This window comes from Bacteroidota bacterium, from assembly GCA_016706255.1.
Classification (GTDB): Bacteria; Bacteroidota; Bacteroidia; order Chitinophagales; family BACL12; genus UBA7236.
Genome location: JADJJZ010000029.1, coordinates 222,177 through 248,832, shown reverse-complemented (window position 1 = coordinate 248,832; position 26,656 = coordinate 222,177). Strand labels below are relative to the sequence as shown.

Annotated in this window: 22 protein-coding genes and 1 pseudogene; 10 read left to right on the top strand and 13 right to left on the bottom strand. The window is 36.9% G+C overall.

The genetic code is table 11. The annotated features are described in order from the left end of the window. Positions 1-617: 617 nt before the first annotated feature. The 5 genes and pseudogenes from dinB to folK all read right to left on the bottom strand — a co-directional run bounded on the left by dinB (position 618) and on the right by folK (position 5,561). Positions 618-1,801: pseudogene (gene dinB, locus IPI65_18975) on the bottom strand (DNA polymerase IV). Positions 1,802-2,021: 220 nt separating this feature from the next. Beyond that, positions 2,022-3,698, bottom strand: a complete 1,677-nt coding sequence (locus tag IPI65_18970; GenBank protein ID MBK7443510.1) for a hypothetical protein — start codon at positions 3,696-3,698, stop codon at positions 2,022-2,024. Between the two features lie 147 nt (positions 3,699-3,845). Next, a complete protein-coding gene (locus IPI65_18965; GenBank protein ID MBK7443509.1) occupies positions 3,846-4,268 on the bottom strand; it encodes a hypothetical protein in 423 nt (140 codons plus the stop codon). 28 nt (positions 4,269-4,296) lie between these two features. Next, the gene (locus tag IPI65_18960; protein MBK7443508.1) at positions 4,297-4,929 is read right to left on the bottom strand and encodes a deoxynucleoside kinase; all 633 of its coding nucleotides are present in this window, start codon (positions 4,927-4,929) and stop codon (positions 4,297-4,299) included. Between the two features lie 125 nt (positions 4,930-5,054). Beyond that, positions 5,055-5,561, bottom strand: coding sequence for a 2-amino-4-hydroxy-6-hydroxymethyldihydropteridine diphosphokinase (gene folK, locus IPI65_18955; protein MBK7443507.1), 507 nt, complete (start codon positions 5,559-5,561; stop codon positions 5,055-5,057). Between the two features lie 92 nt (positions 5,562-5,653). On the opposite strand from folK, the gene sppA reads away from it, so the two are divergent. Together sppA and IPI65_18945 are read left to right on the top strand one after the other, a co-directional pair. After that, entirely contained in the window at positions 5,654-7,429 is a 1,776-nt protein-coding gene (gene sppA, locus IPI65_18950; protein ID MBK7443506.1) for a signal peptide peptidase SppA, read from the top strand. Positions 7,430-7,553: 124 nt separating this feature from the next. Continuing rightward, entirely contained in the window at positions 7,554-8,231 is a 678-nt protein-coding gene (locus IPI65_18945; GenBank protein ID MBK7443505.1) for a carboxypeptidase regulatory-like domain-containing protein, read from the top strand. A gap of 92 nt (positions 8,232-8,323) precedes the next feature. Here the strand turns inward: IPI65_18945 and IPI65_18940 are convergent, their stop codons facing one another. Continuing rightward, on the bottom strand, positions 8,324-9,847 hold the full coding sequence (locus IPI65_18940; GenBank protein MBK7443504.1) for a hypothetical protein: 1,524 nt from the start codon (positions 9,845-9,847) through the stop codon (positions 8,324-8,326). Positions 9,848-10,005: 158 nt separating this feature from the next. On the opposite strand from IPI65_18940, the gene IPI65_18935 reads away from it, so the two are divergent. From IPI65_18935 to IPI65_18915, 5 genes are all read left to right on the top strand, one after another. Continuing rightward, positions 10,006-12,519 carry a T9SS type A sorting domain-containing protein gene (locus IPI65_18935; GenBank protein ID MBK7443503.1) on the top strand — a complete coding sequence of 838 codons (2,514 nt, stop codon included), beginning with the start codon at positions 10,006-10,008 and terminating at the stop codon, positions 12,517-12,519. An 85-nt stretch (positions 12,520-12,604) separates the two neighbouring features. Beyond that, positions 12,605-13,150: a bifunctional pyr operon transcriptional regulator/uracil phosphoribosyltransferase PyrR gene (pyrR, locus tag IPI65_18930; GenBank protein ID MBK7443502.1), complete on the top strand. Its 546-nt coding sequence runs from the start codon at positions 12,605-12,607 to the stop codon at positions 13,148-13,150. Between the two features lies 1 nt (position 13,151). Then, entirely contained in the window at positions 13,152-14,102 is a 951-nt protein-coding gene (locus tag IPI65_18925) for an aspartate carbamoyltransferase catalytic subunit (GenBank protein MBK7443501.1), read from the top strand. Between the two features lie 266 nt (positions 14,103-14,368). Then, complete coding sequence (locus tag IPI65_18920) at positions 14,369-15,712, top strand: T9SS type A sorting domain-containing protein (GenBank protein ID MBK7443500.1); 1,344 nt, start codon at positions 14,369-14,371, stop codon at positions 15,710-15,712. A 69-nt stretch (positions 15,713-15,781) separates the two neighbouring features. After that, complete coding sequence (locus tag IPI65_18915) at positions 15,782-17,329, top strand: phosphatase PAP2 family protein (GenBank protein MBK7443499.1); 1,548 nt, start codon at positions 15,782-15,784, stop codon at positions 17,327-17,329. Here IPI65_18915 and IPI65_18910 read toward each other — a convergent pair whose 3' ends face one another. The 6 genes from IPI65_18910 to IPI65_18885 form a co-directional block, all read right to left on the bottom strand. Further along, the gene (locus IPI65_18910) at positions 17,330-17,917 is read right to left on the bottom strand and encodes a carboxymuconolactone decarboxylase family protein (GenBank protein MBK7443498.1); all 588 of its coding nucleotides are present in this window, start codon (positions 17,915-17,917) and stop codon (positions 17,330-17,332) included. A 113-nt stretch (positions 17,918-18,030) separates the two neighbouring features. Continuing rightward, the gene (locus IPI65_18905) at positions 18,031-19,548 is read right to left on the bottom strand and encodes a hypothetical protein (GenBank protein MBK7443497.1); all 1,518 of its coding nucleotides are present in this window, start codon (positions 19,546-19,548) and stop codon (positions 18,031-18,033) included. A 76-nt stretch (positions 19,549-19,624) separates the two neighbouring features. Beyond that, a complete protein-coding gene (locus IPI65_18900) occupies positions 19,625-20,089 on the bottom strand; it encodes a YbjN domain-containing protein (GenBank protein MBK7443496.1) in 465 nt (154 codons plus the stop codon). Between the two features lie 163 nt (positions 20,090-20,252). Further along, entirely contained in the window at positions 20,253-20,651 is a 399-nt protein-coding gene (locus IPI65_18895; GenBank protein ID MBK7443495.1) for a hypothetical protein, read from the bottom strand. An 11-nt stretch (positions 20,652-20,662) separates the two neighbouring features. After that, positions 20,663-21,229 (bottom strand): RNA polymerase sigma factor, encoded by a 567-nt coding sequence (locus IPI65_18890; protein ID MBK7443494.1) that lies wholly within the window; start codon positions 21,227-21,229, stop codon positions 20,663-20,665. Between the two features lie 242 nt (positions 21,230-21,471). Further along, positions 21,472-22,275: an alpha/beta hydrolase gene (locus IPI65_18885; protein ID MBK7443493.1), complete on the bottom strand. Its 804-nt coding sequence runs from the start codon at positions 22,273-22,275 to the stop codon at positions 21,472-21,474. Between the two features lie 145 nt (positions 22,276-22,420). Here IPI65_18885 and IPI65_18880 point away from each other — a divergent pair, with 145 nt between their 5' ends. The 3 genes from IPI65_18880 to IPI65_18870 all read left to right on the top strand — a co-directional run bounded on the left by IPI65_18880 (position 22,421) and on the right by IPI65_18870 (position 25,113). Next, a complete protein-coding gene (locus IPI65_18880; protein MBK7443492.1) occupies positions 22,421-23,869 on the top strand; it encodes a hypothetical protein in 1,449 nt (482 codons plus the stop codon). A gap of 97 nt (positions 23,870-23,966) precedes the next feature. Beyond that, positions 23,967-24,593, top strand: a complete 627-nt coding sequence (locus IPI65_18875) for a DUF4389 domain-containing protein (GenBank protein ID MBK7443491.1) — start codon at positions 23,967-23,969, stop codon at positions 24,591-24,593. Positions 24,594-24,657: 64 nt separating this feature from the next. Beyond that, positions 24,658-25,113, top strand: a complete 456-nt coding sequence (locus IPI65_18870) for a RecX family transcriptional regulator (GenBank protein MBK7443490.1) — start codon at positions 24,658-24,660, stop codon at positions 25,111-25,113. Between the two features lie 4 nt (positions 25,114-25,117). Here the strand turns inward: IPI65_18870 and IPI65_18865 are convergent, their stop codons facing one another. After that, a complete protein-coding gene (locus IPI65_18865; protein MBK7443489.1) occupies positions 25,118-26,653 on the bottom strand; it encodes a T9SS type A sorting domain-containing protein in 1,536 nt (511 codons plus the stop codon). Between the last annotated feature and the right edge of the window lie 3 nt (positions 26,654-26,656).

Below are 26,656 nucleotides of genomic sequence, written 5' to 3'. Positions count from 1 at the left end.
AACAGCCGGAACCGCTAAGGAACAAAGTCCGCAAAGTAACACGAAGATTTTAATACATTAAACTTAGCGTTTCTTAGTGGCCTTAGCGGCTTTGTGGTTTTGTCTGTTAAGGGCGTAATTAGATGCGTAATGAGTGATGAATAATGAGTGGTTCATAGAAAGGAAGAAATTAAGTTTATGATTTTTACTTTTTTCTAAAATTGAAATTTTTTTAAACAGCCGGAACCGCTAAGGAACAAAGGCCACAAAGTAACACGAAGATTTTAATACATTAAACTTAGCGTTTCTTAGTGGCCTTAGCGGCTTTGTGGTTATGGCTGTTAAGGGCGTAATTAGATGCGTAATGAGTGATGAATAATGAGTGGTTCATCGAAAGGAAGAAATTAAGTTTATGATTTTTACTTTTTTCTAAAATTGACATTTTTTTAACAGCCGGTAACGCAAAGAAACGCAGACAAGCAGCCCGCAGAAAAACAACAAAAAGGTTTATATATTATTATAAAATTTTATTTTTATGAACTTTATAGGTACATAATTTAAATAAACATTATATTAATTTGTGCACTTTGTGTGCATTTTCTTTGAGTTCTTTGTGTTACCGGCTGTTTAATATCACATCATTGGATTTCGCGGCCGTTGAATGGATTAAATTCGCGGTTGCCGGTGTTTATGGTTTTGGCGCGGTGGACGGTTTTGTTGCCGAATTTTTTGTTGATGGCGTCTAAGGCTTGATAAAGTTTAATATTATTTTCCGTATCGCTGAATAAATCAATTTGTTGCTGTCCGTGCATTAAATTGCTGAAACCCACGCCAATCAAGCGAATCGGACGTTTATCGGGATTCATGGTTTCGAGTAATGTTTTTGCTTTTTTTATTAAAACATTATCACTCGCTGTATAATCTAAACTCACCTGCTTGCTGACGGTTTCGAAATTTGAATAGCGCATTTTAATAAACAGACAAGAAGTTAAAAAATTTTCTTTCCGCATTTTAAATGCCAATTGCTCGATTAATGAAACCACATACGTTTCTAAAAAATCATAATCCGTTACATCTTTTTCAAACGTATTTTCAGAAGAAATCGATTTTCTGTCCGTATACGGAATTACAGGATTATTATCTATCCCATTTGCTTTATTCCACAAAACAATTCCAAACTCACCAAATTTTTCTTCCAGGTCGTTGATATTTAAAGCCTGTAAATCGCTCACCATTTCAACACCCATTTCCTTTAATTTCGGATATGTTTTTTCACCAACACCAGGAATTTTAGTGACATGCAATTTTGCCAGAAAACTTTTTTCTTCACCCGCAGGCACCTGTAAAAACCCATCAGGTTTTGCTTCAGAAGTTGCAATTTTCGCAACTGTTTTATTGGTAGATAATCCGAATGAAATCGGTAATCCCGTTTCGGAGCGAATCAACTCCCGTATTTCTTTTGCCAGTTTAAAACTGCCAAAAAACGTATCCATGCCTGTCAAATCAATATAAAATTCATCGATAGATGATTTTTCCACTACCGGCACACGCTCAGCTATAATATTAGTAACCCGTTTAGAATAATCTGCATAATCATGATAGGACCCATGCAAAAAAATGGCCTCGGACACAAACGTTTAGCCATAGTAGTGGCCATTGCCGAATGTATGCCAAATTTCCGGGCCTCATAACTGCAACTCGCCACAATTCCCCGCTCAGCAGTCCCCCCAACAATAACAGGCTTCCCCTTCAGCGAAGGATTTTTAATCACTTCTACCGAAACGAAAAAGGAGTCGAGGTCCATGTGGAGGATTGAGCGCATGCGGAAGGATTTATTTATTGAATGAGGTTAATTGGAGTGATTTTTTGATTGAACAAGTTTAGGTGGAGTGATTTTTTATTTATTTATTTATTTATTTATTTATTTTATTTATTTATTTATTTTTTATTTATTTATTTATTTATTTATTTATTTATTTATTTATTTATTTATTTATTTATTTATTTATTTATTTATTTATTTATTTATTTATCATCTTAAATCAATAAATCCTCCCAACAGGGTACCTCTTGTGCGTTAACTCCTTATATTCCGAGTGCTCGAATACGTAGGCCAACTGGCCCCACGCGTCTTTGGCAAATTCGGGGTCGGATTGTTGTTTTTCGGTTAGTTGTTTTTTGAGTTCGGGGTTGTTTTTTAGAATTTCTGCTGCGAGGTCTTCAAAAACGTAGTCGCTGAACCATTCTTTTTGCATTAAAATTGCATCAAAAAATCCCCATGCAAAAAATGAATCTGGAGCCTGTGGTTCAAGGGTTTGGATGATATAATTATTTGCTTCCTGATTCATGTAAACAACATAATCGCCTTTGTAATACTGAATTTTTTGTGTGACTGTTTTTACTGTGATGTTTGAATGTAAATAATGTCCCTCGAATGCATTTGGTGTATTATCATATTTGTCTATATAATATACTTCAACTTCCATCAATGTATCTTCCTCAAGTTGTTGCATAATTACATGATTCATTTTTAATCGTTGAATTACATAACTCCATGCTTGAGGAATAATATAAGCTTTTGGTGCTGTTATGGAAAGGGTAGGGGAATACGTATCGTAATACGGAATGTTTTTTTCGAAAGGTGCTTCACGGTCGTAATACAAACGGGTTAATCCGCTCACTTCGCTGGGTTTATATTTTGCGGTGTAGCCTTTAAACATAAATTGTTCGGCAGCCGACATATCTAATTTCCAGTTAACAGGAAAAGTATTTGCTGATTTCACCCATTCTTTAGCAGCATTTCTGGCGGTCATAATTTCTGTTGCATGCTGATTACAATAAGTCATATATATTTTTAATAACGCCAGTGTTGCTGCAACACGTTGCGGATAAGGTTTCAGCATATGCGTTTCCGGCATAAATCCCAATGTGTTAAACATGGCTGTATAGCCCGTTGAATAGCGACCTAAATCTAAAAAACCGGCAATTCCATCATCCGGAATCCGGTCAATTTCATTTACATAAGGACACATTGGCCAGCCTGCTTTTTCCATTTCTGTGTATAACACAGGCAGCATTGTTTTTTTCAGATAATTATCTAATGGTAATGGCAATTTATTGTGTTGTGTGGGAATTAAAGTCATTACATATTGATAATCTGCACCATTACTCACATGTGTATCTACAAACACATCAGGATCCCAGCTTCTGTAAATTTGCGCGAAACTTTGTGCATTTAATGTTTCACTTTTTATGAAATCGCGATTTAAATCAAAATTTCGTGCATTGCCTCTAAACCCATAAGCTTCGGGACCATCCTGATTTACTCTTGTAGTTGAATTACGATTAAGTGCACCATCAATATTATAAACCGGAATGATACAAATTACAAGATTTTTTAATTGTTTTTGTATGTCACTGGCTTGCGATAATTGTGTTATCAGTTGAATGCAGGCATCAATGCCATCCGGTTCACCGGGATGAATGCCATTGTTAATGAGTAATATACTTTTACCTTTTGCGCGCGACTTTTCAGGATTAAAATCTTTATCAGCATCTAAAACCAGCAGATGTAATGGTTTGCCGATATCAGTCGGCCCCATTTCCATTAATTGCATAAAATCGCAACTGCTGTCAATGGTTTTGAAATACGCTATTACTTCATCATAAGTTGGTGTTTTATTGTTTTCACTGAGGGATAGAATTTGTGCAGATGTCATAACTGAATAAATTAAAAAAATGAAAACGAAAGCAAATTTTTGCATGCTTTTAAATTTAAACGAAGATAAGGCGGAAAGCTGATTTTTGGGCATAAAAAAAACCTTCCAGGTTTCCGAAAGGTTCACATGTGTGCATTTTGATTAAAATTATTTCACAACTTTTGTTCCCGAGTCAACGTCGAATAACAATTTAAGTTTTGTATTTTTCTTTTTGATATTGATATTATCCTGATATAGGCAATCGATACTATAATTATTTGCAATGGTATGTTCTTCCCAACTGCCTTCATAATAGGCATAATTAATCACTTTTACATCGTGTCTGCCGCGCGTTACTTCCGCTGAAACCGAATTTTTTTCTGTTTCTTTTTTAACAGTTGATGTTGCAACTAATTTACCATCAATATACAATTCCGTTTTGTTTTCATGGTCGTAACCTTCAACAATACCTTTAAACGTGTATTCAACAGTAAACTTTGCAGTTTTGCTGTCACTAAATGAACGCGCATCGTCGAAACCAAAGGTAACAAACACGGCACAAATTGCTAAAATCCCTACTATTTTCTTCATGTGTGTAATTTTGGCTCAAATATATTCATTAAATCTTAAATCGATGCACCCCAACTGCATGATTCTCAGCAAGTATTGATAACATTTTTTTGAAATCGGTTGCATTGGCAACAAAATCAGCATCACTAACGTCCAGAATCAGTGTTTTTTGGTCGGTATTTTGCCTAAAGTGCTCAAAATAAACGTTTTCTATCTTCTTCAGATAGTCTTTTTTCACTGTTTGCTCGAATTCGCGACCTCTTTTCTGAATATTGGAAACCAGTCGGTCCAAATCAGAATGCAGGTAAATTACCATGTCACTTTTGCGCGTTTTCGGGTTTAAAATATTAAATATCTTCTGGTAGAGGTTAAATTCGGTGTCATCAAGGTTTACGCGGGCATACAGCAGCGATTTGTTAAAAAGGTAGTCGATTACATAATGTTGTTGAAACAGCTCCTGTTCGTTCAGTTCGCGATTGAGCTGCTCATAACGTTCGGCCATAAAAAACATCTCCATGCCCAGGGCATAATCTTCCTGTTTCACAAAAAACTTTTGGAGAAACGGATTGTCTGCAAAGGTTTCCAGTATCAGTTTCGCATTAATTTCCTCGGCCAATTGGCGCGCAAAAGAAGTTTTCCCGGAGCCAATATTGCCCTCAACAGTAATTATGCGGTAGTCCATGCTTGGTATGCTCATCAATTGGGGCAAAAATACAGTATTGCAGCAAATTGCGTTAAAAAGGTCAAAAAAAGGTGAAAAGTGCCTGAAATGGCAGCGTCCCGGCGACTAAAACCTAAAAAGTAAGCTTAAAATTGATAAACCGCATCCACTGCTTTAACAGTCAGCTCGTCGTTACAACTCAAATACAATTCACGAATGGATTGATTCAGCACGGGATGCATCAAATCCGGCGCTATTTCCATAAGCGGCTCGAGTGTAAACTTCCTGTTGGCGATATGCGCATGTGGTATGGTAAGCACCGGCGATTCGATAGCGAAGGCATCAAAAAACAGGATGTCGATATCAATCACCCGCGGAGCCCACTTTTCGGCATTGTCGCGACCAAGCAAAAACTCCACCTGTTTAATAAGGTGTAAAGTTTCGAGTGGCGAACAGGGTGTGGTTATTTTAATGGCTTGATTGTAGAAGTTAGGCTGGTGTGGTTTTCCCCAAGGTTCCGTTTCGTAGATATGCGACTGGCTTTCAACCCGTCCCAAAAACATCCTAATGGCTGCTGTAGCCTTAGAAAGATTCTCCGTGCGGTTTCCTAAATTTGTGCCCAACAATAAATAGGCTATATGTTCCGTCATCATTAGCAATAGAGGAGTTGACTCCGAAATAAAAACGTTTCAGTTCGAAAGTTAGTGCATATTTTATAAAATAAAACAAAATTGGTAAGAAAATTATGAAAGAATTTTTCCGTTCGTTCTTCGCAGGCCTGCTTGCGCTGTTCGTGTTCAGTTTATTGGCTTTTTTCCTCATTGCCGGCATCATAGGTGCAGTATCAAAGGGGTTTGAATCGGAAAAGGCGGCTGTAGCAGCTAATTCTGTGCTGAAAATCAATACTAACTATGCCATTCCCGAGCAAACACAGTCGGGCATGCCGGCCGGTTTGGGGCTTTTAGGTTTCGATGCCAACCAGGGTGTCGGACTTAATGATATTCTCGCCAGCATAAAACATGCAGAAACTGATGATCATATTAAAGGTATATACATCGAATTAGGTGTTAACGCAAACAGTTATGCCACCTTACAGGAAATTCGTGATGCATTGGAAGATTTTAAAACCAACAGTAAAAAGTTTGTTATTGCTTACGGTGAAGTAGTAACACAAAGTAGTTTTTATATTGGTAGTGTTGCAGATAAAATTTATCTGAACCCCGCAGGTGCAATTGAATTTAAAGGATTAAGTGCGCAACTTACTTTTTATAAAGGAACACTCGATAAATTAGGTGTAAAAACACAGGTGTTTTATGATGGTAAATTTAAAAGTGCAACAGAACCTTATCGCATGCAAAAAACCAGCGATGAAAATCGTTTACAACTTGAAGAATTTTTAAATGGTTTATTCGATGAAAATTTGCAGGAAATAAATGCGAGCAGAAATTTATCTGTAGAAAAATATCGTTTAATTGCCGATAGTTTATTGGCGGTATTCCCTAAAAATGCAGTATCTGTAGGTGTTGTAGATGAATTAAAATATTATGATGAAGTTGTTGCAGAAATAAAAACACGTTGTGGTTTAGGCGCAGATGATGAATTAAAATTTGTGGGTATGAATGATTACCGTTCATCTTTTGTAATCGAAAAACCAAAAACTTCGGATGGTAAAATTGCAATAGTTTATGCTGATGGAACCATTATTGATGGGTCGGGAGAAAACGGTTATCTGGGATCAAAAAATTTCAGAGAAATGATGGAGGCTGTCAGAAAAGATAAAGATATTAAAGCAGTTGTTTTACGTGTAAATTCTCCGGGTGGTTCTGCAGTTGCCAGTGATGTGATGTGGCGTGAAATTGAAGTTACCAAAAAGGAAAAACCTGTTATAGTTTCCATGGGCGATTATGCTGCCAGTGGTGGATATATGATATCCTGCAACGCCAATAAAATATATGCACAACCGAATACATTAACAGGCAGCATTGGTGTGTTTTTAATTGTTCCTGAAATTACTGATTTTATGAGCAATAAAATCGGAATAACATTTGATACTGTGAATACTTCAGCACACTCGGATTTTCCATCTATAACCCGTCCGTTTTCACCAACTGAAAGCAAGATATTACAAGCCGGCGTGGATTCAACGTATTTACATTTTAAACAAATGGTAGCGACAGGCAGAAATATGTCGGTAGATGCAGTGGAAGCCATTGCCCAGGGCCGCATCTGGACAGGAGTGAAGGCAAAAGAAATTGGTTTGGTTGATGAAATTGGTGGTATCGATGAAGCGATGAAAGGGGCTATGGAAATGGCAGGTTTAAAATCGTATACCGTGGTGGAATATCCTGAGCAAAAATCGAGTATTCTGGATGAAGTTATTTTAAGTTTAACAGAAGAAACCAAAGCACAAATGCAAGCTGAACAATTAGGGATTTTATATCCGCATTATTTAGCTATAAAAGATTTAATGGGTCGCCCGGTTATGCAGGCGCGATTACCGTATGAAATTATGATTCGCTAAGAGGCGGCTCGAATTGTCATAAGCAGGTAAATGTTATGTCATACTTTGTTTGATTGCAAAGTTGTGACATAACATTTTTTTTATGCCGGTATTTTTGAATTATTCTTAAACAAAAACATCAACAATGAAACAAATTACTACGGCATTTTTATTATTCATTTCATTTGCTGCCTTTGCACAAAATGAAGGTGAAATCAGCGGGGTTGTGAAAGACAAAGATTCACATGTAGGCATACCATCTGCTTATATGAAATTATCCCAAAACGGTGTTAAACTTAATGAATTAGTTACATCCGATAATGGTGAGTTTGTTTTTAAACCATTACAACCCGGTAAGTATGATATTACCATAATTTCACTTGGTTATGACACTGCGCAATTTAACGGACTGGTGGTATCTGCGCGTGGTTTGAACTTTCAGGAATTTGAATTGGCTTACGGTTTAGAATTGCTTCCGGTAACCATTTTACCTTCACTTGTTGATGCAGATAATCCTGAAACAGGAATAACTATTTCAGGTAATGATTTACGTGACCGTGCTATTGATAATGCTCTTGAAGGTGCTGCGCAAGCCCCAGCAGTACAATTAAGTGAAAAAACCGGCGGCATTTCCGTTGGGGGATCACGTGAAGACGCAACATTATATGTAGTAGATGGTGTTAAAGTAATCGGGAGTTTATATGTTCCAATGAACGCAATAAAAGAAATAAATGTAATTACAGGCGGAATACCTGCAGCTTACGGAGATTTTACCGGTGGTATTATTGAAATTACCACATTGGGTTATTCCGGCGCATATTAATATTTTTCTGCGACAGACCTCATAATTGATTTTGGTTGATAAAAAAAGCCGGCGCGTTTGTGCCGGCTTTTTGATTAGAAATCGTATGAAATTTATTTTGTAAATTGAACTATCTTTTGGGTAACTTTTTCTTTGTCCTTCTCTTTAAAATAGTCGAAATTTGTATCATTAACAGTAAAAATATAAAAACTATTTTCATCTATATTACTACTCGCTTCGTGAAATAATAATTTATCTTTTGCATAAGAAAATAGCTCCTCCCTGCTAATATTACCTTTCTCATTTATAATTAAAGCAAAAGTTGCAATGGTTTTAGTGTCACCCGGATATGGCTTAAAACCTGTAACTTCTCCGGAATTGGTAACACCTGCATTAGCAATATTGTCGTTAAAAATGATAATTAAATGGTTATTTAACATGTAAATGCCAGTTTCAAAACCCGTTCGTATACCTTTATTAGTAGGGTCTATACCGGGTATACGTTGATTCACTCTTACCATTTGTATCGTCATGTCTTCTGGTTTTGGACCAAAAGTTGCAATAAAAAATGCGCCCAAGGCGTACGGGGTTGTTTCTATTTTATATTCACGTCTAAAAACAGCTACATATTTACCATCTGCAAATTTTAAATTTTCCAATCTAGAGGACTGCAATGCAATGCCATTTATACTTTCTCTTTTTTCAATACTTTTTGAATCTAAGTTATTATTGCTGTAGGAGGTTAATTCAGTAATTGGAATTGTTTTAATTTGCGATTTAAGTACCCTTAAATTAACAGTTGATAATTCTAAATAAAAAATGCCACTCATTTCTTCTGATTCCGATTGTTTTGACCATGTACCGTATTGAATTATCTTGTCCTTTTCAACGATTATTTGAATGTTGGAAATATACCCCAAATCATCTATCGGAATGCGAATAAATTCAGAAGTATTTCCCTCAGGATAAGTAACGAATGCACCATAAGTGGCTTTTGTTTCTTTTTTTTGCCCCTCAATTTTAAAGCCAAATTGATAAGTGCACCCGTCTTCTCCAAGAACATTTTCCATATCGTTTTTAAGCTCTCTAGAAGTATATGTATAAGGTACATTAATACTATTAATCATATTTAAGTCGTAGTCTAAAACAGCAGCTGCCGTGTCATCATTACGTGTGCCGGCTCGAACAGTAAAATATATGCTATTGCATAATCCGGTTGATCTAATAATACTCTCGTCCGGGTATGTTTCCGATTTTGTTTGTAGTACTATTTTCGTTTTGCCAAGCTGATTGTCTTTATAGTTATATGGGGCAAAATATAAGGTATATTTGAAGTCTTCATAAGTGGAGTAAGCGAAATACAATCGATCATCTGATTGTAGTGGGAACCAATTTAATTTAATATCGCTTAACGGAAATATTACCTTATTGGTATCCCATTTATCATCAACGTAATAAGACAACTCTTCTTTAATAAAATCATATTCATAATTTTCAGGTTTTGAATTAAAAAAATCGTCTTGCAATATATCAGAACTTTGATAAATAGGCTCACCAACTTTTAGATGTTGCGCATTTAAAATACTATTCAATTGTAAAAACCCGATTATTAAAAATAGGGGGAGTGATGTTTTCATTGCAGATTGCTTTTTTGATGTTAATATAAAATAGTAAATAGAGTCTAAAATTGCGTTTATTTAAAAAGGTAATCAACAAAGCTGGTTTGCATTATTTTAAACGATATTAATTTTTTAATTAAAAATTCCTGCCTAAATTTAGAGCATAATTGCAAAAGATGAAAAAAATCAATAATCTCCTCTATTTCATTGCCATTACCGCTTCCGTTTGTTTCGTTATACCTACTCAGGATACTGAAAAGGAACAGGAAACTACAGCCGATGAATGGTTATATGCTCAAAAAACCTTCCCTTACGGTAAAATTGACCAGCATGCGCAGCGCTCAGCGGTAAACCACATGTTAACTGCGCATCAGCAGCAAAAACTGTTTAAAACTGAGGCTGATGGGGAAGATTGGCAATTTATAGGGCCGTATAATATTGGTGGGAGAGTGCTGGATATTGATTGTCCGGCCGGAAATAAAGATGTTATTTATGTGGCAACTGCCTCAGGTGGCGTGTTAAAATCAACCGACCGCGGTGATTCGTGGGCGAATATTTTTGATGAACAGTCTACCTTATCCATTGGAGATATTGCAATAGACCCAATCGATACCGCAACTATTTATATCGGAACCGGTGAACCCGGAAATGGTGTGGGTTCGGTTACGTATGATGGAAATGGTATTTATAAATCGACAAATTCAGGAGCGACATGGACCAATATCGGCTTAACTACTGGTGGTAACACAGGAAGAATTGCAATTAATCCCGATAATAATCAAATCATTTTTGCAGCCATGTTGGGCGATTTATTTCAAAATACTGCAGACCGTGGAATTTATCGCACCGAAAATGGTGGCGTTTCCTGGGAAAAAGTATTATATGTAAATGATTCAACCGGTGGAATTGATGTGTGTGTCAATCCTGAAAATCCGAATATTATATATGCTTCAACATGGGAAAGGGTTCGCAGATTTAATCGCAGAGATTACGCAGGCACCGGTTCACGCATTTACCGTAGCGAAGATGGTGGTGATACCTGGGAAATGCTTACCAATGGTTTGCCTGCAGGTACAAATGAATTATCTAAAATAACAATAGCGATTGCTCCAACAAATCCGGAGATTGTTTATGCAACAATTGTTGGTTCAAACGATAAATTAAAAGACATTTATAAATCAACAAATGGTGGCGATAATTGGGTCGCATTAGATTGTGCTGATGAAGTTGAAACTACCTCACAAGATAATTGGTTTGGTGGCGTAAGAGTTGATCCTCAGGATGAAAATATAATTTACTGGATTGGATTTATTTGTTCAAGAAGTTTTGATGGGGGAGATACATGGGAATTATTTGCTGAAGATGCTCACGTTGATTGCCATGCATTATATGTACATCCAACTGATGATAATTTCAAAATTATGGGAAGTGATGGCGGATTATTTTTTACTGAAAATGATTTTAATTCCTATACTACAGCACAAAATATTCCGATTACACAATTATATACTATTGATGTGATGCCTGGTGATACATCAAAAATAATTGGTGGCGCGCAAGACAATGGCAGCTTTATTCGCGACCCTTCAAATTATTGGTCTTTTGCAAATTGGGGTGATGGTGTGAGCACTAAATTTGTACCTGTTGACGACAATTCTTATTATGCGAATTATCAATACGGTGGTTATTTCGGATTTGTTGGCGGTTCAGTAATGGATTTAGGTGGATTACCACTTGGTAGCGATCGTTTTAACTGGAGAAGTCCACTGGAATTAAATCCCCTTAATCCAGCAACAATTTATTTTGGTGGAAGTAAATTATATCGCTCAAACGACTATGGTGATTTTATGTTGCCTGTCAGCGACGATTTATCAAACGGCAGTCAGGGAATCGGATTAACATTCGGAACCATTTTTACCATTCACAATTCACCTGCTGATACCAATTATATTTATGTGGGTACCGATGATGCCAACGTTTGGAAAAGTGAAGATTATGGTGATACTTGGGAAAAAATTACTGATGGTTTACCATATCGTTATTGTATGAGCATCGAAACCGATCCTTTGGATGCAAAAATTGTTTACGTAACATTTAGTGGTTTCAGATGGGCAGAAAGTATTGCACATATTTATAAATCAACTGATGCAGGTGAAACATGGTTACCAATTGATGGTGATATGCCGGATATTCCGGTAAATGATATTCAGGTTTTCCATCGTAATGATACATTGGGTTTAGTTGCTGCAACTGATGTTGGTGTATATTACAGTTATAATGATGGTGTTAACTGGAGTGCTCTTGGTACTACAATGCCAATTGTTTCTGTTTATGAAATGTATTACGATGCTGAATCGAATTATATTTTTGCCGGAACTTATGGTCGTGGTGCATGGAAAATGGAAATGCCGGTTAAAACCCAGCAACCAATTGCAATAAACACCCTCGATATTGCCGATTTTGCGTTATATCCTAACCCGGCATCCGAAAATTTACATATCAAATTAAATGGTAAATCAGCGGAAACTGTTGCGGAGATATTTACTTTAAACGGCACTGTGGTATTAACCAAAACATTTAATTCGACCGACCTCTTGAATATTGATGTGAGCGGCATTCCGCCCGGCACTTATATGGTAAAATTGTCGGCTGAAGGCAAATCTGTCGTTAAAAAGCTGGTTGTGGTTTAAAAATGTGCAGTTTTGGTTAATTGCAGTGTATTTGCATAAAATGCCATTTTGCTGTTTGCCTTGTATCGTTTAACTTTGTGTTTTAATGCAAAGCCGCATTATATTAGATAGTCAGAAATTCCAGCTCACCATTGAGCGGCTTTGTCATCAGTTAATAGAAAACCATGGCGATTTTTCCAATGCCTGCCTCATAGGAGTGCAGCCACGCGGTGTTTCACTGGCAGAAAGGATTTTGGCCAAACTGGAAGAATTACTCCCCGGCGTTAAAATTAAATACGGTGTTTTAGATGCTACTTTTTATCGCGATGATTTCCGTCATCACGAAAAACCACTTTTAGCAGAAGAAACGGATATCGATTTTGTGATAAAAGGAAAAAATGTCATTTTAATTGATGATGTTTTTTATACCGGAAGAACAATTCGCAGCGCTTTAGATGCATTACTGGATTTCGGCAGACCGGAAAAAATAGAATTGCTGGTTTTAATCGACCGACGATTAAGTCGCCACGTGCCAATAACCCCCGATTATGTCGGCAAAACCATTGATGCCGTTACTTCCGAAAAAGTAAGAGTGGAGTGGAGCGAAAACAGAAACGAAGATAAAGTTTGGATTATACCTTATAAAGAATAATATGAGCAACCTGAGTGTCAATCATCTGATCGCAATTAAAGACCTTCAACCGGAAGACATTCATCTTATTTTAAATACCGCCGATAATTTTAAAGAAGTATTAAGTCGCCCTATTAAAAAAGTTCCTACATTACGCGACATCACTATCGCAAATATATTTTTCGAAAATAGTACCCGCACCCGAATTTCATTTGAATTAGCAGAAAAACGATTAAGCGCCGATACCATTAATTTCGCTGCATCAGGTTCATCCGTTAAAAAAGGTGAAACGCTAATCGATACCGTAAATAATATCCTCGCCATGAAAGTGGATATGGTGGTGATGCGACATCAAAGTCCCGGCGCACCGGTTTTATTAAGCAAACACATTAAAGCAAATATTGTAAATGCCGGTGATGGAACACATGAACATCCAACACAAGCATTATTGGATGCTTATAGTATCATGGAAAAGTTAGGCGAAAAACAAGGTAAACGATTAACCGATTTAAAAGGTGTTCGTGTTGCTATTATCGGTGATATTTTGCACAGCAGGGTAGCAGGTTCAAATATTCATGCTTTAAAAATGTTGGGGGCAGATGTTACTTTATGCGGACCACCAACATTAATGCCTAAACATATCGGCTTAATGGGCGTAAAAGTTTCTTACGATTTAAAAGAAACGTTAGAATGGTGTGATGTTGCAAACGTTTTACGCATACAACTCGAACGTCAGGATATTAAATTTTTCCCTTCTCTCAGAGAATATTCATTATACTACGGAATAAATCGTGAGTTGCTCGACTCATTAAGTAAAGAAATTGTAATCATGCACCCCGGCCCGATTAACAGAGGCGTGGAAATTACCAGTGATGTTGCCGACAGTAAACAATCCATTATTTTACAACAGGTTGAAAATGGTGTTGCAGTGAGAATGGCTGTTTTGTATTTGTTGGCGGGTCGTTTGGATTAAAACCCAATTTAATCCGTGTTAATTATTTGATAAGTTTGTAAAAGAAAGGTAAAACTTGTTTCAAGTTAGTTTAAATGTAGCGTCACAACTACTTTTATCGCTTTAATTTAAAAAAAGGGTTTGCTCCGAAATACTTGACTCCATTGGATTTCAGAGAAATTTAAATTAATATTTTTTAATCTTTTCCTCCATTTACATTTCATTAACGCAATTTGGTGATTTCGCTTTATCTAGGCTTCTTTGTGCCGGCTCAAAGAAAAACCCTTATGCGAAAAATTATATCTACCCTTATTGTATTTGCTTTTATATTAACTACTGCTTTGGTTGCTCAGGTTCCGTTAAACACTTTTGTAGGACCAACAAGCATGCCTTCAGATGATGATCCGATTTGTACGATTCCTATTTATCCTGATGTAACTACTAATTTGGAAGGACCACTGGAAGGTGAATTAGTACACGATTTTAAATTATATACTTTAGAAGGTGACTCCGTGCAATTAAGCGGTGTTTTAAATGATGGTAAACCGATTTTATTGATTGGTTGTAATTATACCTGTTATGTTTTTCGTGGCAAAATTGATGTGATTAATGAAATGCAGGCAATGTATGGCGATTTAATTAATATCTTTTTAATGTATACCGTAGAAGCACATCCGGTTATTGATTTCAGCCCGTATTTTGGTTACGAAAATGTTGGTGCAGATAATTATGCAGAAGGTATTTTATATCGTCAGCCCTTAACTTATGGTGAACGCAAATTAATTGTGAGCGATATGCTTGCTAACGAAGATATTGATGTGCCCGTTTTAATTGATGGTCCATGTAACGATGTTTGGATGAATTATGGCACTGCGCCAAATCCTGCATGGTTAATTGCACCTGATGGAATTGTTTATGATGCACAAAAATGGTTTAATAAAGAACCGGATAATATGTACGCCTCTATTGATGAATTATTAGGCATCGTTGGAACCGGCACATACACACCCGAAGGAACTTTTGATGCAGAAGATGAAGGTGAAGAAATTTATTATGGCACAGTAGATAATATGATTGCTGCACATATCACATTTACCAATACAAGCGATGATAATGTATTGATTGATTTTGTTCGCGAAAGTGAAGATATTCCTGCAGGATGGTACACTTCATTATGCACCGAATTATGTTATTCTCCAAGTGTTGATTCAACAACAGTTTATTTAACACCAGGCCAATCGGAAGAAGTGCGTATCGATTTTTTCACGGATGGAACACCTGCTGAAGGAAATGTAACATTATCCTGCACCAATCATTACGACCCGACTAATAATTATACATTTACCATAAATGCATCCAGCATTGCTGCAACTAATATTGAAAATAATCAGATTCATTTTACAACATTATTTCCAAATCCTGCAAATGCCGGAAGTGTAATTCATTTTGATGATATGCATGTTGTAGATGCAAATCCGGTTTTATACGGAATGGATGGCAAACCAATTGCAAACCTTACAAGATTAAATTCAGGCGATTATATATTGCCGGAAGTAGCAACCGGACTATATTATATTCAAATAATTGCTGAAAACAATATATACCTGTCCTCAGTTACAATTACAAACTGAGGTTAGGTTTGGTTTAAACTGGCGGAAGTTGAGCGGCTATCTCATACTTCCGCTTTTATCGTTATAGTTATGAAAAAACAATATTTACTACTGTTATTACCGTTTAGTTTCATTCTATTTTTTAGTTGTGAAACGGAATTACCGAATCATCTTACGTTCGACAGTTATATGTATGCAACCACCGATGAAACCGGTGGAGATTGGGAGCCTGTGTATTTAACCGGAACCGGATTAGTAGTAATCCCTGAACCGGATGATATAACCAGTGATAATTATTTGGATGAATTAGCAACAGTAAAATCATTTAATCAGTCACTTACTAATGAAGAACAAGCTGCAGTTGATTATTGGGGAAATAATTCAATAATCCGTTGGTTTGAAATAACAGAAGAATTAATTGCGAAATATAATCTTGCCCCATCACCTGATGAAAATGATGAATATGGTGTTCCCGATGGTGTTTTTCCCGGCGACTATCCTTATTTTCCTTTTGCACACCCACCTTACGCCAGCAGAGCATATGCCTATTTAGGTGCATCTTTTTACGACGCATTAATTACGGCATGGCATTATAAATATACTTACAACAGGCCCGCACCATATATTGTTGATCCTTCAATTGTTCCTGCTTATCCGGATAATAATTTACCATCGTATCCAAGTGAAGATGCCGTTATTGCATCTGTTGCTGAAGAACTATTAACCTTTTTATTTCCGCTTGAAGTTGAATATATTCAAACACAAGCACAACAATTGCGTGATACCAGAATATGGGCAGGAATGAATGTTGCAAGTGATATTGTTGCGGGAGATTCAATTGGTAAAACCATTGCAGAAATATTTATCGGAAGGGCAAAAACCGATAGTATGAAATTTGCTCAGGTGGAAGAAGATGAATATATGGAAATGGAAGAAACTGCTGCTTTATTATGGGGAAATAGTTGGCCGTGTTGGGAAAATTTAGAAGTGCCACAACGACCAATCGGCATTACTCCAAAATTTGGTCACGTAGTACCATGGTGGATACCTTCAGTTGAAGCTGTAAGACCCGGACCGCCACCTGCAATTGGGTCAGATGCATTTAATACAGCAAAAAATGAATTATTAGGATACGCAGATAATTTAACACGTGAGCAGGAACAAATTGCTTATTTCTGGGGCGATGGATTTGGCACCTATACTCCGGCAGGCCACTGGAATACAATTGCTAAAGAATATATCGTTCAATATCGTTTTAATCCATTGCGCACTGCGAGAACGTATGCATATTTAAATACAGCAATGATGGATGCCGGAATCAGTTGTTGGGATACAAAATATTATTACATGTATCCGCGTCCACCTCAAGCCGATAAAAATATCAGAACATTGTTTGGGTTACCGAATTTTCCTTCATACACTTCAGGACATAGCACATTTTCTGCTGCTGCCGCCGAAGTACTGGGTTATATTTTTCCAAATGAAAATTCATTGTTTGAACAATATGCAAAAGATGCATCCGACTCGCGTATATATGCACGAATTCACTTTCGTTTCGATTGTGAAACAGGTTTAACGGTTGGAGAAAATATAGGTAATTACGCAGTCAGCGCCGCTCAGGCAGATGGTGCAGATTAATTACAAAGAATTTGATTTATCCTGATTAATGCCCATCATGGCTAAATTTTCTTTGCGTAAATAACCTTCATTTGCCATTCGTGCCGATGCTTCCAGATACGATTCAGGATTACTTTCTGAATTTGTTCCCAGTCCGTCAACATAACGGTTAAATAAACAAAACGCAGCAGCAATTAAAACCGTATCATGAATTTCCGCATCAGTAGCACCTGCATGTTTTGCAGTTTGAATTGCTTCTTCTGTCACAAATTTGCCACCTTGTTGCACCAGCGCAGCAATATTTAATAAAGTTTTCATTTTAGGTGTAATTAATTCACAATCCTCCGGATTCGATTTTATTGCTGTTATTGCATCTAAATTTATACCCAAATGTGTTGCAGCAGCGCCTCCATGTGATAACTGGCAAAACTGACAATCATTTTTATACGAAGTATAGGTTGCAATTAATTCACGTTCACCTTTGCTCAAGGTTGAATTCCCTTGTAATAAAGTTTCAGCTAAAAGCAAGAGGGGATAGGCAGTTACGGGATTATATTTTAATAATCCTCTGATACCCTGCAGGTTATTGCCTAATTCGATATATGCCATATTTTTTTATATAAAATTATGCAATAATGCAGTCACATGGTTATGCATTTACAATTCTTTTGGACAAAAAAAAGGTATTAAATAAAAAATGGACTTAGAAAAAAATTAAAGCATCATTCTTTAAACAACACTGTAGAATGGATAGCCTTATCGTTTGTTGCAGAAAGTATATACATATTCGGTGAAATTATTTCAGGTATAGATAAGTAATATAAAAATGAAAGTCCATCTTGTGCAATGGTAAACGGTAAGGTTGCTATTAGTTTACCGGCAAGGTCAAATAAATATATTTTATCAAATAATATTGGTGCAGTAAATATGCAATAATCGAAAACCGGATTCGGGAATATCGATATAATTGCATTATTTTGAGCATCACTTATACCCACTGCATCCTCAGATAAATGTCTGGATATTGCAATATCACTTGCAAAATCACCAATTAAACCGCCTAATAAAAATTTCCCATCATTTTGAATTGCTATTCGATTAACCCAACTAGATGCTTCAAAATGAGTTGAAATTAATCCATCATTTCCAAATGTTGAATCAATAATTCCCGCCGTTGATATTTTGGCAATTCTAAAATTATCAGTAGAAAAATGGCTATAGTTACCTGCAATAATGTAATCTCCATTAAGGTCAACTGCTACGTCTACACATTTAATACTATCAATTGACGCTGTACCATAGTAACCAAAACTGTTGTCTATCAAGCCTTCATCAGTAACAGATAATAACTTTGTGTGATAAGCACCTTCATACACGGTATAAATACATAAAATAATTTTATTGGAAGCCAATCCAATAACTTTTACACAGGATTCATCCTCGTCTCCAAAATAAACGATAAAATATCCATCATCATTAAATGTTAGGTCTAAAATCCCATCGGCAGTTAAACGAAAACACATCGACTTATTATCCAGACCACTATACAATCTTCCACCTACAATTATTTTCCCGTCAGCTAGCAGGTCTAACGAATTTCCATAAGTATCAGCTATCGTAGAAATATATATTCCGTCGTTGGCAAAAGTAGTATCAAGCAAACCATCTTCAGTAACACGAATTACAACAGTATAAGTATTTATCTCAATATCTGCGATACCTACTGCAATTAATTTTCCATCCGGCTGAATTTCAATATCATTTAATAATTCATAAACTGAAGCTACATCCACGCGCAATAAACCATCCTCATTAAATGAATTATCAGGTTGTCCGTCAGGTAAAAATCGGGCAATAAAACCGTCATTAATCCCTGATTCTAAAACATAGCCAGTAATAACAATTTTATCTGATGTTGTAATGGTTATATCTTTTGGTGATAATGTGAAATCACCGAAATCCATTATCTGAAAACCGCTATCTCCAAATGTTGCATCTAATGTACCATCTGAATTGTATCTTGCAATGAACCCGCGCATGGTATCATTTAAATATGTAAAACCTGTGGCCAAAATTTTGCTGTTACTTAATTGAATTAAACCGGTTATCTCTTCGTTAGCACTAAAATTCTGTGTGTCGTATCCATCATTTGAAAAGGTGAAGTCAAGTGCGCCGGCATTTATTTGCGCGCATAAATTGTTGGCATACCATAAAAGTAATCCGATAAAAATGTGTTTCATTTTGAATAATTGGGTACCCAAAAATAAAAAATCTCCGCAAAACTTGCAGAGATTTTTTAACGAATAATTTAATTTCTTATTGCGCCGGACCAGCAGGACCTGCACCGCCAAATTCAGTTTTTAACTGATCATCTAACCAATCGGCCCATAAACCCATATCATTTACACAGGTAATGGTTTCATTGTAATCCATGCCATTAATATCGCGTTCATAAGTAGCATAAACCCAGTCATTTTCAGGTGTTGCATTTGGCACTACGGTTAATTTAACACCTAAACTCTGATCGCTTATTTCCATACAACGACGATAAAAACGTTCTTTATCCGTTGCAGGAACTTTCATTAATCCGCTGAAAATGCGTAAATAATTTCTTGTGGTACCATCGTTTTGTGGATGGCTGGAAACAAATATTTCAAGTTTTGCTGAGCCTTTATACACGTAATAGGCTTTATTTTGTTCATTCCAGCAAGTGGCAGGGTCAACACCTACACTCTGAATAAACTGTTTTACATGGTCCAGAATTTGTTGTGGAGTACTCATAATTAGTGGTTTTAAAGTTTAAGGCACTAATGTAGGCGTTTTCCTTAAATGCAAAAAATTTTCACAATAAATTAACGGAAAACCGTGAACGACCATCTCCCCAAAAAAACAAAACCGCTATGCAGATATACTGAATAGCGGTTCTGTAAAGTTTTGGTTTTTTTTATTGTTGTGCTTCTGCCGATTTGTTTTCAGCTTCATTAGCTTTTGTTTTCCAGCCACAACGGTCGTAATAATAGCGTTTAAATTTTTCGCGTTCTTCTTCCGACATACTCGACATTTTTTCGTCCATACGTTGCTTCCAGTATTTGGCTTTTTCGTGATTCCAGCCGCCGTGTTTATGTTTGCTCCATCCATGACGGCCCATTCCCATAAATCCGGTTAATAATTTACCTAAAGCAATTAATCCTATAGCTTGCCAAAATGTAACAGTGCTGCCGTTAAACAACTCAGGTATCAGCCAGTTCCATAACCACATGGTGGCAAATCCCATTAAAGTGATCATTGCTGCACCGGCAAATAAAAACCCGATGCCATATTTGATCCAATTTTTTCGTTGCATATTAAAATAATTTATTTGTTAATTAATTCGTCGTATAAATCCTTGAGTTTTTCCCGCAAATACAATACTGCGTAACGTTTCCGCGATAGTAATGTATTCACCGAAACACCGGTTTGTTCAGCAATTTCATTAAAACTTTTGTTTTCGAGCTCATGCAAAACAAAAACCTCACGTTGCTCTTCCGGTAATTCATTTAGCGCTTCATACATGGTATCCCAAACCAATTGTCGCTCATACACCTCATCCGGATTGTCCGAATTGGCCGATGAAAGCGCCGCAAGATTCGAAAAATAACCATCCTCATCTTCATCATCAAAAGCTGTCATGGTATCTATCGACTCGGTTTTCCTTTTGCGGTACCAATCAATAATTTTATTACGTGTTACCCTGTACAACCACGATGCCATGTTTTCAATGGTTTCTACCATTCCATGGTTTGATGCCAGTTGATAAAATACATCCTGCAGAATGTCGCTGGCATCTTCCTCATTGCCCACACGGGTTTTAATGAACTTCAATAGCTTTTTGCGTTCATTTTTTACCGCCTGCTCAATAATCTCGTTTTGTTGTTGAGTCATGAAAGTGCCTAAATGTAAACTCTCGTCCATACTTGAATAATTGACGAAAGCAGGTGCGAAGATATTTTAATTTTAACTGGAATTGCTGCTGATTTCTACGCTATTATATTAACATAATCCGCTATAAGTCAATATTGTAAAGCTTTTTGGGGGCAAGATGTTCATAATCCGTAAATAAAAAATTCCGGCTTTATATTTATCAAAAGTATAAAGCCGGAACTGCATGTCTGTAAGAATCGGTTTTAATGTGCGGCCAACCATTTAGTAATCTCTGCCCAATAATCTTCACTCGCCTCATCACTGCTCCACAATGCTTTTGAGCCATGTGTGCCTTTCATATCAGGGTAATACTGATACAATACATCATCACCCAAATGCGCCATAGCTTTCGTTAACGGGCCTGCTTCTTTTTCAGTTGAAGTCATAAAAATCGGCTTCGTTTTGTAGTTTTTAAAATAGTCTTCAGCAGTTGAGCCATCGTCAAATTTTAAAATCGGACTAAAAGTTACAACCTGTTTTACATTAGCATTATCCATTGCAACTTTCAAAGTTAAACTCGCTGAATAACTGCTGCCCCAAAGGGTAACCGGCTGATTAAATCGCGCAGCCGCATAATTTACACCTGCTTCAATATCAGGCAATGCATCGGTGTATTTCGTGCTTAAATTTTTTGCCAGCGCATTTTTATTGGTCATATTTTCATGCGATTCCATTGCGCCACCTGCTCTCTGGTCAAGTGCTACACAATTGTAACCCATTGCAGCCAGTTTTGGTGCTATTTCGGCGTATTCATAATTGCTCATGCGCGCCTGGTGACATAATACAATAACCGGTTTCGAGCTGTCGATGGTATACACAACGGCATTCATCTCCAACCCGTCGGTTGATGCAAATTGCACAGTGTCCACATGTAATCCTGCTACTACCGGCGCTTCCATTTCCGGCAAATCTGTTATTGCTTCTTTTTCCTTTTTCCCGCCCTTACAGCCTGCAGCTAGTATGCCTGCAAGTGCGAGCGTGTAAACGGCTAATTTTAATTGTTTCATAGTATGGTTATCTTTTTTGCAAAAATAATTTATCCAACCTGCACTTACCCATATCATAAGCCGGTCACCAGTAAAAGTTTTGCTAATTTTGGCACACTAATGTGATGTTTGATATCGTTAATGCGCTAAAGTGTTGAAAGTTCCAATGAATTCCATCCGTAAAAAAACTATTGCTTATAGTTTCCTGCTCCTGGCTGTTTTCTTTTTTGCTCAAAGTTGCCGCAAAGACAATATTTTTACCTCCCCAGATGCCGAATTGGGTTTTAGTGAAGATACTGTGCATTTTGATACCGTTTTTACTACAGTTGGTTCTGTCACCCTGCCCTTAAAATTATATAACAACTATAATGATAACCTACTCATCAGTAATATTCAACTCGCAGGTGGAGAAGCTTCTCAGTTTCGTATGAATGTTGATGGCGAATCAGGCACTGTTTTCACCGATATCGAAATTCCACCTTACGATAGTTTATATGTGTTTATTGAAGTTACCGTTGACCCGAATAACGATGCCTTACCTTATGTAATTGAAGATTCTATTTCCTTTACCACAAATGGAAATTTCCAGGAAGTTAAATTAATTGCATACGGACAAAACGCACATTTCCATTATGGCCAGATTTTATGCGATACCACCTGGAACGATGATTTACCGCATGTAATTATCGGCTCCGTTTTGGTCGATTCTCTTTGTTCGCTCACCATTACCGAAGGCACCGATATTTATTTACACGGCGGTAGTTCATTTTATGTGCTTGGAACATTAAATGTATTGGGCACAAAAGATAGTCTCGTTACATTTCAGGGCGATCGTTTAGAAGATTTTTATAAAGAGGTTCCCGGTCAGTGGGAAGGTATTTACCTGCTCCGTGGCAGCCTCAATAATGTGATTCGTTATGCTGAAATTAAAAATGCAAATACGGGTATTTCTCTGGGTTATTCCACAGCAGAAGGTTTTGATGCGTTTTTTATTAACCAGCCAACACTTACACTCGAAAACACCAAAATATTCGACATCCAGAATTACGGTATTGAATCCCTCAATAGTCGTATCAAGGCAACCAACGTATTAATTTACAATGTTGGCCAGTCAAATACTTTTCTTTCTTTGGGGGGAGATTACAACTTCCGCCACTGCACATTAGCCGGTTACAGTTCTAAATACCTCAATCACCAGGCACCTGCGTTAGTTTTGCTGGATTATTATCCCTTTCCTGATGGCACTAATCTCCAAAACGGAATTACGGCAGCAGATTTTACGAACTGTATTGTTTACGGTTCTATTGCTGAAGGTAATGAAGTGGTTTTAGATACACTTGCCGAGGTTACCTTGTTCAATTTTAATTTCGACCATTGTGTGCTACGTTCTGCAATAAATCAGGATCTCCTGAACGATACCGGCTGCTTTTTTAATCAGGACCCGATTTTTGCCAATATTTCTGAACGAAACTATTGTCCCACTACCGGTTCACCTGCTTTAAACTCAGGTATCACAATTCCTTCTGACCCGGTATTAATCGATATTCTGGGCAATGTAAGGCCTTTTGCTGCAACACTTCCTGATATTGGCTGCTACGAAACCGAGGCAGAGTAAGCACTTACATAGTAATTTACCGCAGTTATTAACCGGATTATACATTTTAAGGATTTTGGGTATATTTGATTACATTTCTTAACCCAAAACCTTTATCATGCTCAAATTTAACATTACGCATCAGGAGTCGTATTCCAGAGGGGAACTGCTGCTCCGAAGCTTTTTAGGTATCATTTACATCGTAATTCCACACATGATCGGATTATGGTTTTACTCCATCTGGGTGCTCATAGCAACATTTGTTGCCTGGTGGATTATCCTATTTACCGGTAAAACCCCGGAATTTTATTACACAGCCGTATTAGGCTACAATAAATGGTCGTTGCGTCTTATGGCCAGGTTATACAATCTGAGCGATGGTTACCCAAGTTTTGGCCCTAATGGTGCCGATGATAAAACTTCAATACATTTCGATTTAGTACATATAGGCAGAGGACAATTATTGTTGCGGTCATTTTTCGGCATGTTTTACATTATAATACCGCATGGTATTTGTTTATACGTTCGTGGTATTGGTACATTGTTCCTCGTAATATTTGCCTGGTTTGCTGTTTTATTCACGGGAAAATATCCTGAAAACTGGCATAAGTTTAATGTGGGAACATTTCGTTGGGCTACACGCGTAAGTTTATACTACGGTTGGTTACTCGAAAAATACCCACCATTTAATGGTGCACCTGAAGAGTTAGATGAAGCTGAACAACCAATTGACCAAATTGCTTAATCGCTAATTATATTTTTTAAAACCGGCAAAGAACAATTGCCGGTTTTTTATTTTTATACCCGAAATGAATGATGCTGCTTTAAATAAATTGCGCCACTATTGTGCTTATCAGGAACGTTGTCATGAAGAAGTGCGCACAAAACTGCTTTCCCTTAAAATTTATGGCGAAGGACTGGAAGAAATCATCAATAAATTAATTGAAGACGATTTTTTAAATGAAGAACGATTTGCCAAAGCTTATGCCGGTGGTAAATTCAGAATGAAAAAGTGGGGGAGAGGTAAAATTGTGCAGGGACTTAAATTGCGTAAAATTTCAGACTACTGCATAAAAAAAGCCATGCTCGAAATTGATGAAGCTGATTACCAAAAAACACTCGCCGCACTGGTAAAAGCAGCATTAAAAAAATACGATGCAAAAAATCCTTTCGAAACAAAAAGTAAAACTGCAACTTATCTGCTTTCCAGAGGTTACGAAAATGAATTAATCTGGGAATACATCAACCGCTTCACCAAAGCTTAATCAATCAAATTTTTGTAAATTGTTGAACAAGATGTTTACTTATTGTATTCATTACAATAAGGTAGTTTCCTGCAGGTAATGCTGCTGTTGGTAATTCAAAATTGTTAATTCCGTTATTGCCTTCAAAACTACCGCCAATGGGCATTTCAACACCTGTCAGTGAATAAATTTTATACTTTACAGTTTCTGCTTTCATTAAATTTAATCCAACTGTAATTCCCGCATCTGAAACAGGGTTCGGATAAATGGTAATAGTGTTTTCACTTGTCAGTTGCGTTGTTCCATTTTTAAATAAATCTGGATCGGGCGCCCACCAGTTTCCACTGATTACAATTAGCGACAATAATTTAATAGAATTACCATAATATCCATCGCGATTAATGTTTACGGTTTTCATGTAATTCCATAAGTTATTCAACCATGTTTGGTTTGTAGATGCAACCATTGCGCTCACTGCAAATGGTGCCTGAAATGCTAAATCATTATAATTACTTCCGGCTAAAACTGTTCCTAAATCCAAGTCATAACCACTTTTAATATTAGCAGGCGTTGAGCTTGTTTTTGTTTTAATCCATGCATTTAATGGTGTTAGTGTTTCCAAAGCACGCATATCTCCATAAATTAAATAATCGGTAGCAATGCGCCATGGAAAACGGCAGGCATTATAATAATAATCGCCATCAAAATTTGATTCTAAAAAATTAGGAGCTGCAGGATCAGGAGCCGTATTTGTGTGTCGAATAAAATCTGGCATTAATCCGGTGGCTGATGAATAATTAGTTTGTATCGCATCTGCTATGGTATAACAACGGTCAATAGTCTGGTTCCAAACTACGTCTCCGGTTGCATCAAAAAAACTGCGAAAATGGTCAGGCATAAAATCACTTGAACGTGTGCTATACGACATTGGTGAAACACTACCGCTCACCCAATCACCTAATTTAATTGTCTGATTATTATGGTTGATTTCCGAATCGTAAATCGCATCAATTAAATTTATTGCTTCACTTAAATAATTAATTGCACCTGCGCTTCCCCATTGTGCATGTGCTAACAATAACGCATAAGCAATATCCAAATCACCATCGGTTGCAGCATCTGCGCCTGGCACATCTTCACAACCGGCAACTTGCTGCCAGGCCATCAATGTCGGATTTATAATACTGGGATGTGCTTTATAATATAGATACAATCCATCGAAATATATTTTAGCATTTGGATCATAACCGGCCATCATTGCTGTTATCAGCATACCATATCCTTGCCCCTCGCTTACACAAATTGCATTCGCAGGATCCGCAAAACCTTCATAATTATAAAACACATAATATTGACCTGCATCACAACCCGGAACTAAATATCTGGATTTCCATTTGCTGTAAAATTGTTTTACCGTTTTATCTAAACCGGCCTGTGTTGTTACAGTAGGCTTTATACTTCCTGCTGTATAAGTGGTGTGTTGAGGAAATGGAAAAGCAGGTGCTTGTGCAAAAGCTTGTCCGATAATTATAATTGTTAATCCAAGCAACCAATTGCGCATAAT

Excerpts from the sequence above, each read along its gene's own strand:
- IPI65_18970 (MBK7443510.1), bottom strand. The coding sequence starts at position 3,698 with ATGACATCTGCACAAATTCTATCCCTCAGTGAAAACAATAAAACACCA.
- IPI65_18965 (MBK7443509.1), bottom strand. The coding sequence starts at position 4,268 with ATGAAGAAAATAGTAGGGATTTTAGCAATTTGTGCCGTGTTTGTTACC.
- IPI65_18960 (MBK7443508.1), bottom strand. The coding sequence starts at position 4,929 with ATGGACTACCGCATAATTACTGTTGAGGGCAATATTGGCTCCGGGAAA.
- folK (MBK7443507.1), bottom strand. The coding sequence starts at position 5,561 with ATGATGACGGAACATATAGCCTATTTATTGTTGGGCACAAATTTAGGA.
- sppA (MBK7443506.1), top strand. The coding sequence starts at position 5,654 with ATGAAAGAATTTTTCCGTTCGTTCTTCGCAGGCCTGCTTGCGCTGTTC.
- IPI65_18945 (MBK7443505.1), top strand. The coding sequence starts at position 7,554 with ATGAAACAAATTACTACGGCATTTTTATTATTCATTTCATTTGCTGCC.
- IPI65_18940 (MBK7443504.1), bottom strand. The coding sequence starts at position 9,847 with ATGAAAACATCACTCCCCCTATTTTTAATAATCGGGTTTTTACAATTG.
- IPI65_18935 (MBK7443503.1), top strand. The coding sequence starts at position 10,006 with ATGAAAAAAATCAATAATCTCCTCTATTTCATTGCCATTACCGCTTCC.
- pyrR (MBK7443502.1), top strand. The coding sequence starts at position 12,605 with ATGCAAAGCCGCATTATATTAGATAGTCAGAAATTCCAGCTCACCATT.
- IPI65_18925 (MBK7443501.1), top strand. The coding sequence starts at position 13,152 with ATGAGCAACCTGAGTGTCAATCATCTGATCGCAATTAAAGACCTTCAA.
- IPI65_18920 (MBK7443500.1), top strand. The coding sequence starts at position 14,369 with ATGCGAAAAATTATATCTACCCTTATTGTATTTGCTTTTATATTAACT.
- IPI65_18915 (MBK7443499.1), top strand. The coding sequence starts at position 15,782 with ATGAAAAAACAATATTTACTACTGTTATTACCGTTTAGTTTCATTCTA.
- IPI65_18910 (MBK7443498.1), bottom strand. The coding sequence starts at position 17,917 with ATGGCATATATCGAATTAGGCAATAACCTGCAGGGTATCAGAGGATTA.
- IPI65_18905 (MBK7443497.1), bottom strand. The coding sequence starts at position 19,548 with ATGAAACACATTTTTATCGGATTACTTTTATGGTATGCCAACAATTTA.
- IPI65_18900 (MBK7443496.1), bottom strand. The coding sequence starts at position 20,089 with ATGAGTACTCCACAACAAATTCTGGACCATGTAAAACAGTTTATTCAG.
- IPI65_18895 (MBK7443495.1), bottom strand. The coding sequence starts at position 20,651 with ATGCAACGAAAAAATTGGATCAAATATGGCATCGGGTTTTTATTTGCC.
- IPI65_18890 (MBK7443494.1), bottom strand. The coding sequence starts at position 21,229 with ATGACTCAACAACAAAACGAGATTATTGAGCAGGCGGTAAAAAATGAA.
- IPI65_18885 (MBK7443493.1), bottom strand. The coding sequence starts at position 22,275 with ATGAAACAATTAAAATTAGCCGTTTACACGCTCGCACTTGCAGGCATA.
- IPI65_18880 (MBK7443492.1), top strand. The coding sequence starts at position 22,421 with ATGAATTCCATCCGTAAAAAAACTATTGCTTATAGTTTCCTGCTCCTG.
- IPI65_18875 (MBK7443491.1), top strand. The coding sequence starts at position 23,967 with ATGCTCAAATTTAACATTACGCATCAGGAGTCGTATTCCAGAGGGGAA.
- IPI65_18870 (MBK7443490.1), top strand. The coding sequence starts at position 24,658 with ATGAATGATGCTGCTTTAAATAAATTGCGCCACTATTGTGCTTATCAG.
- IPI65_18865 (MBK7443489.1), bottom strand. The coding sequence starts at position 26,653 with ATGCGCAATTGGTTGCTTGGATTAACAATTATAATTATCGGACAAGCT.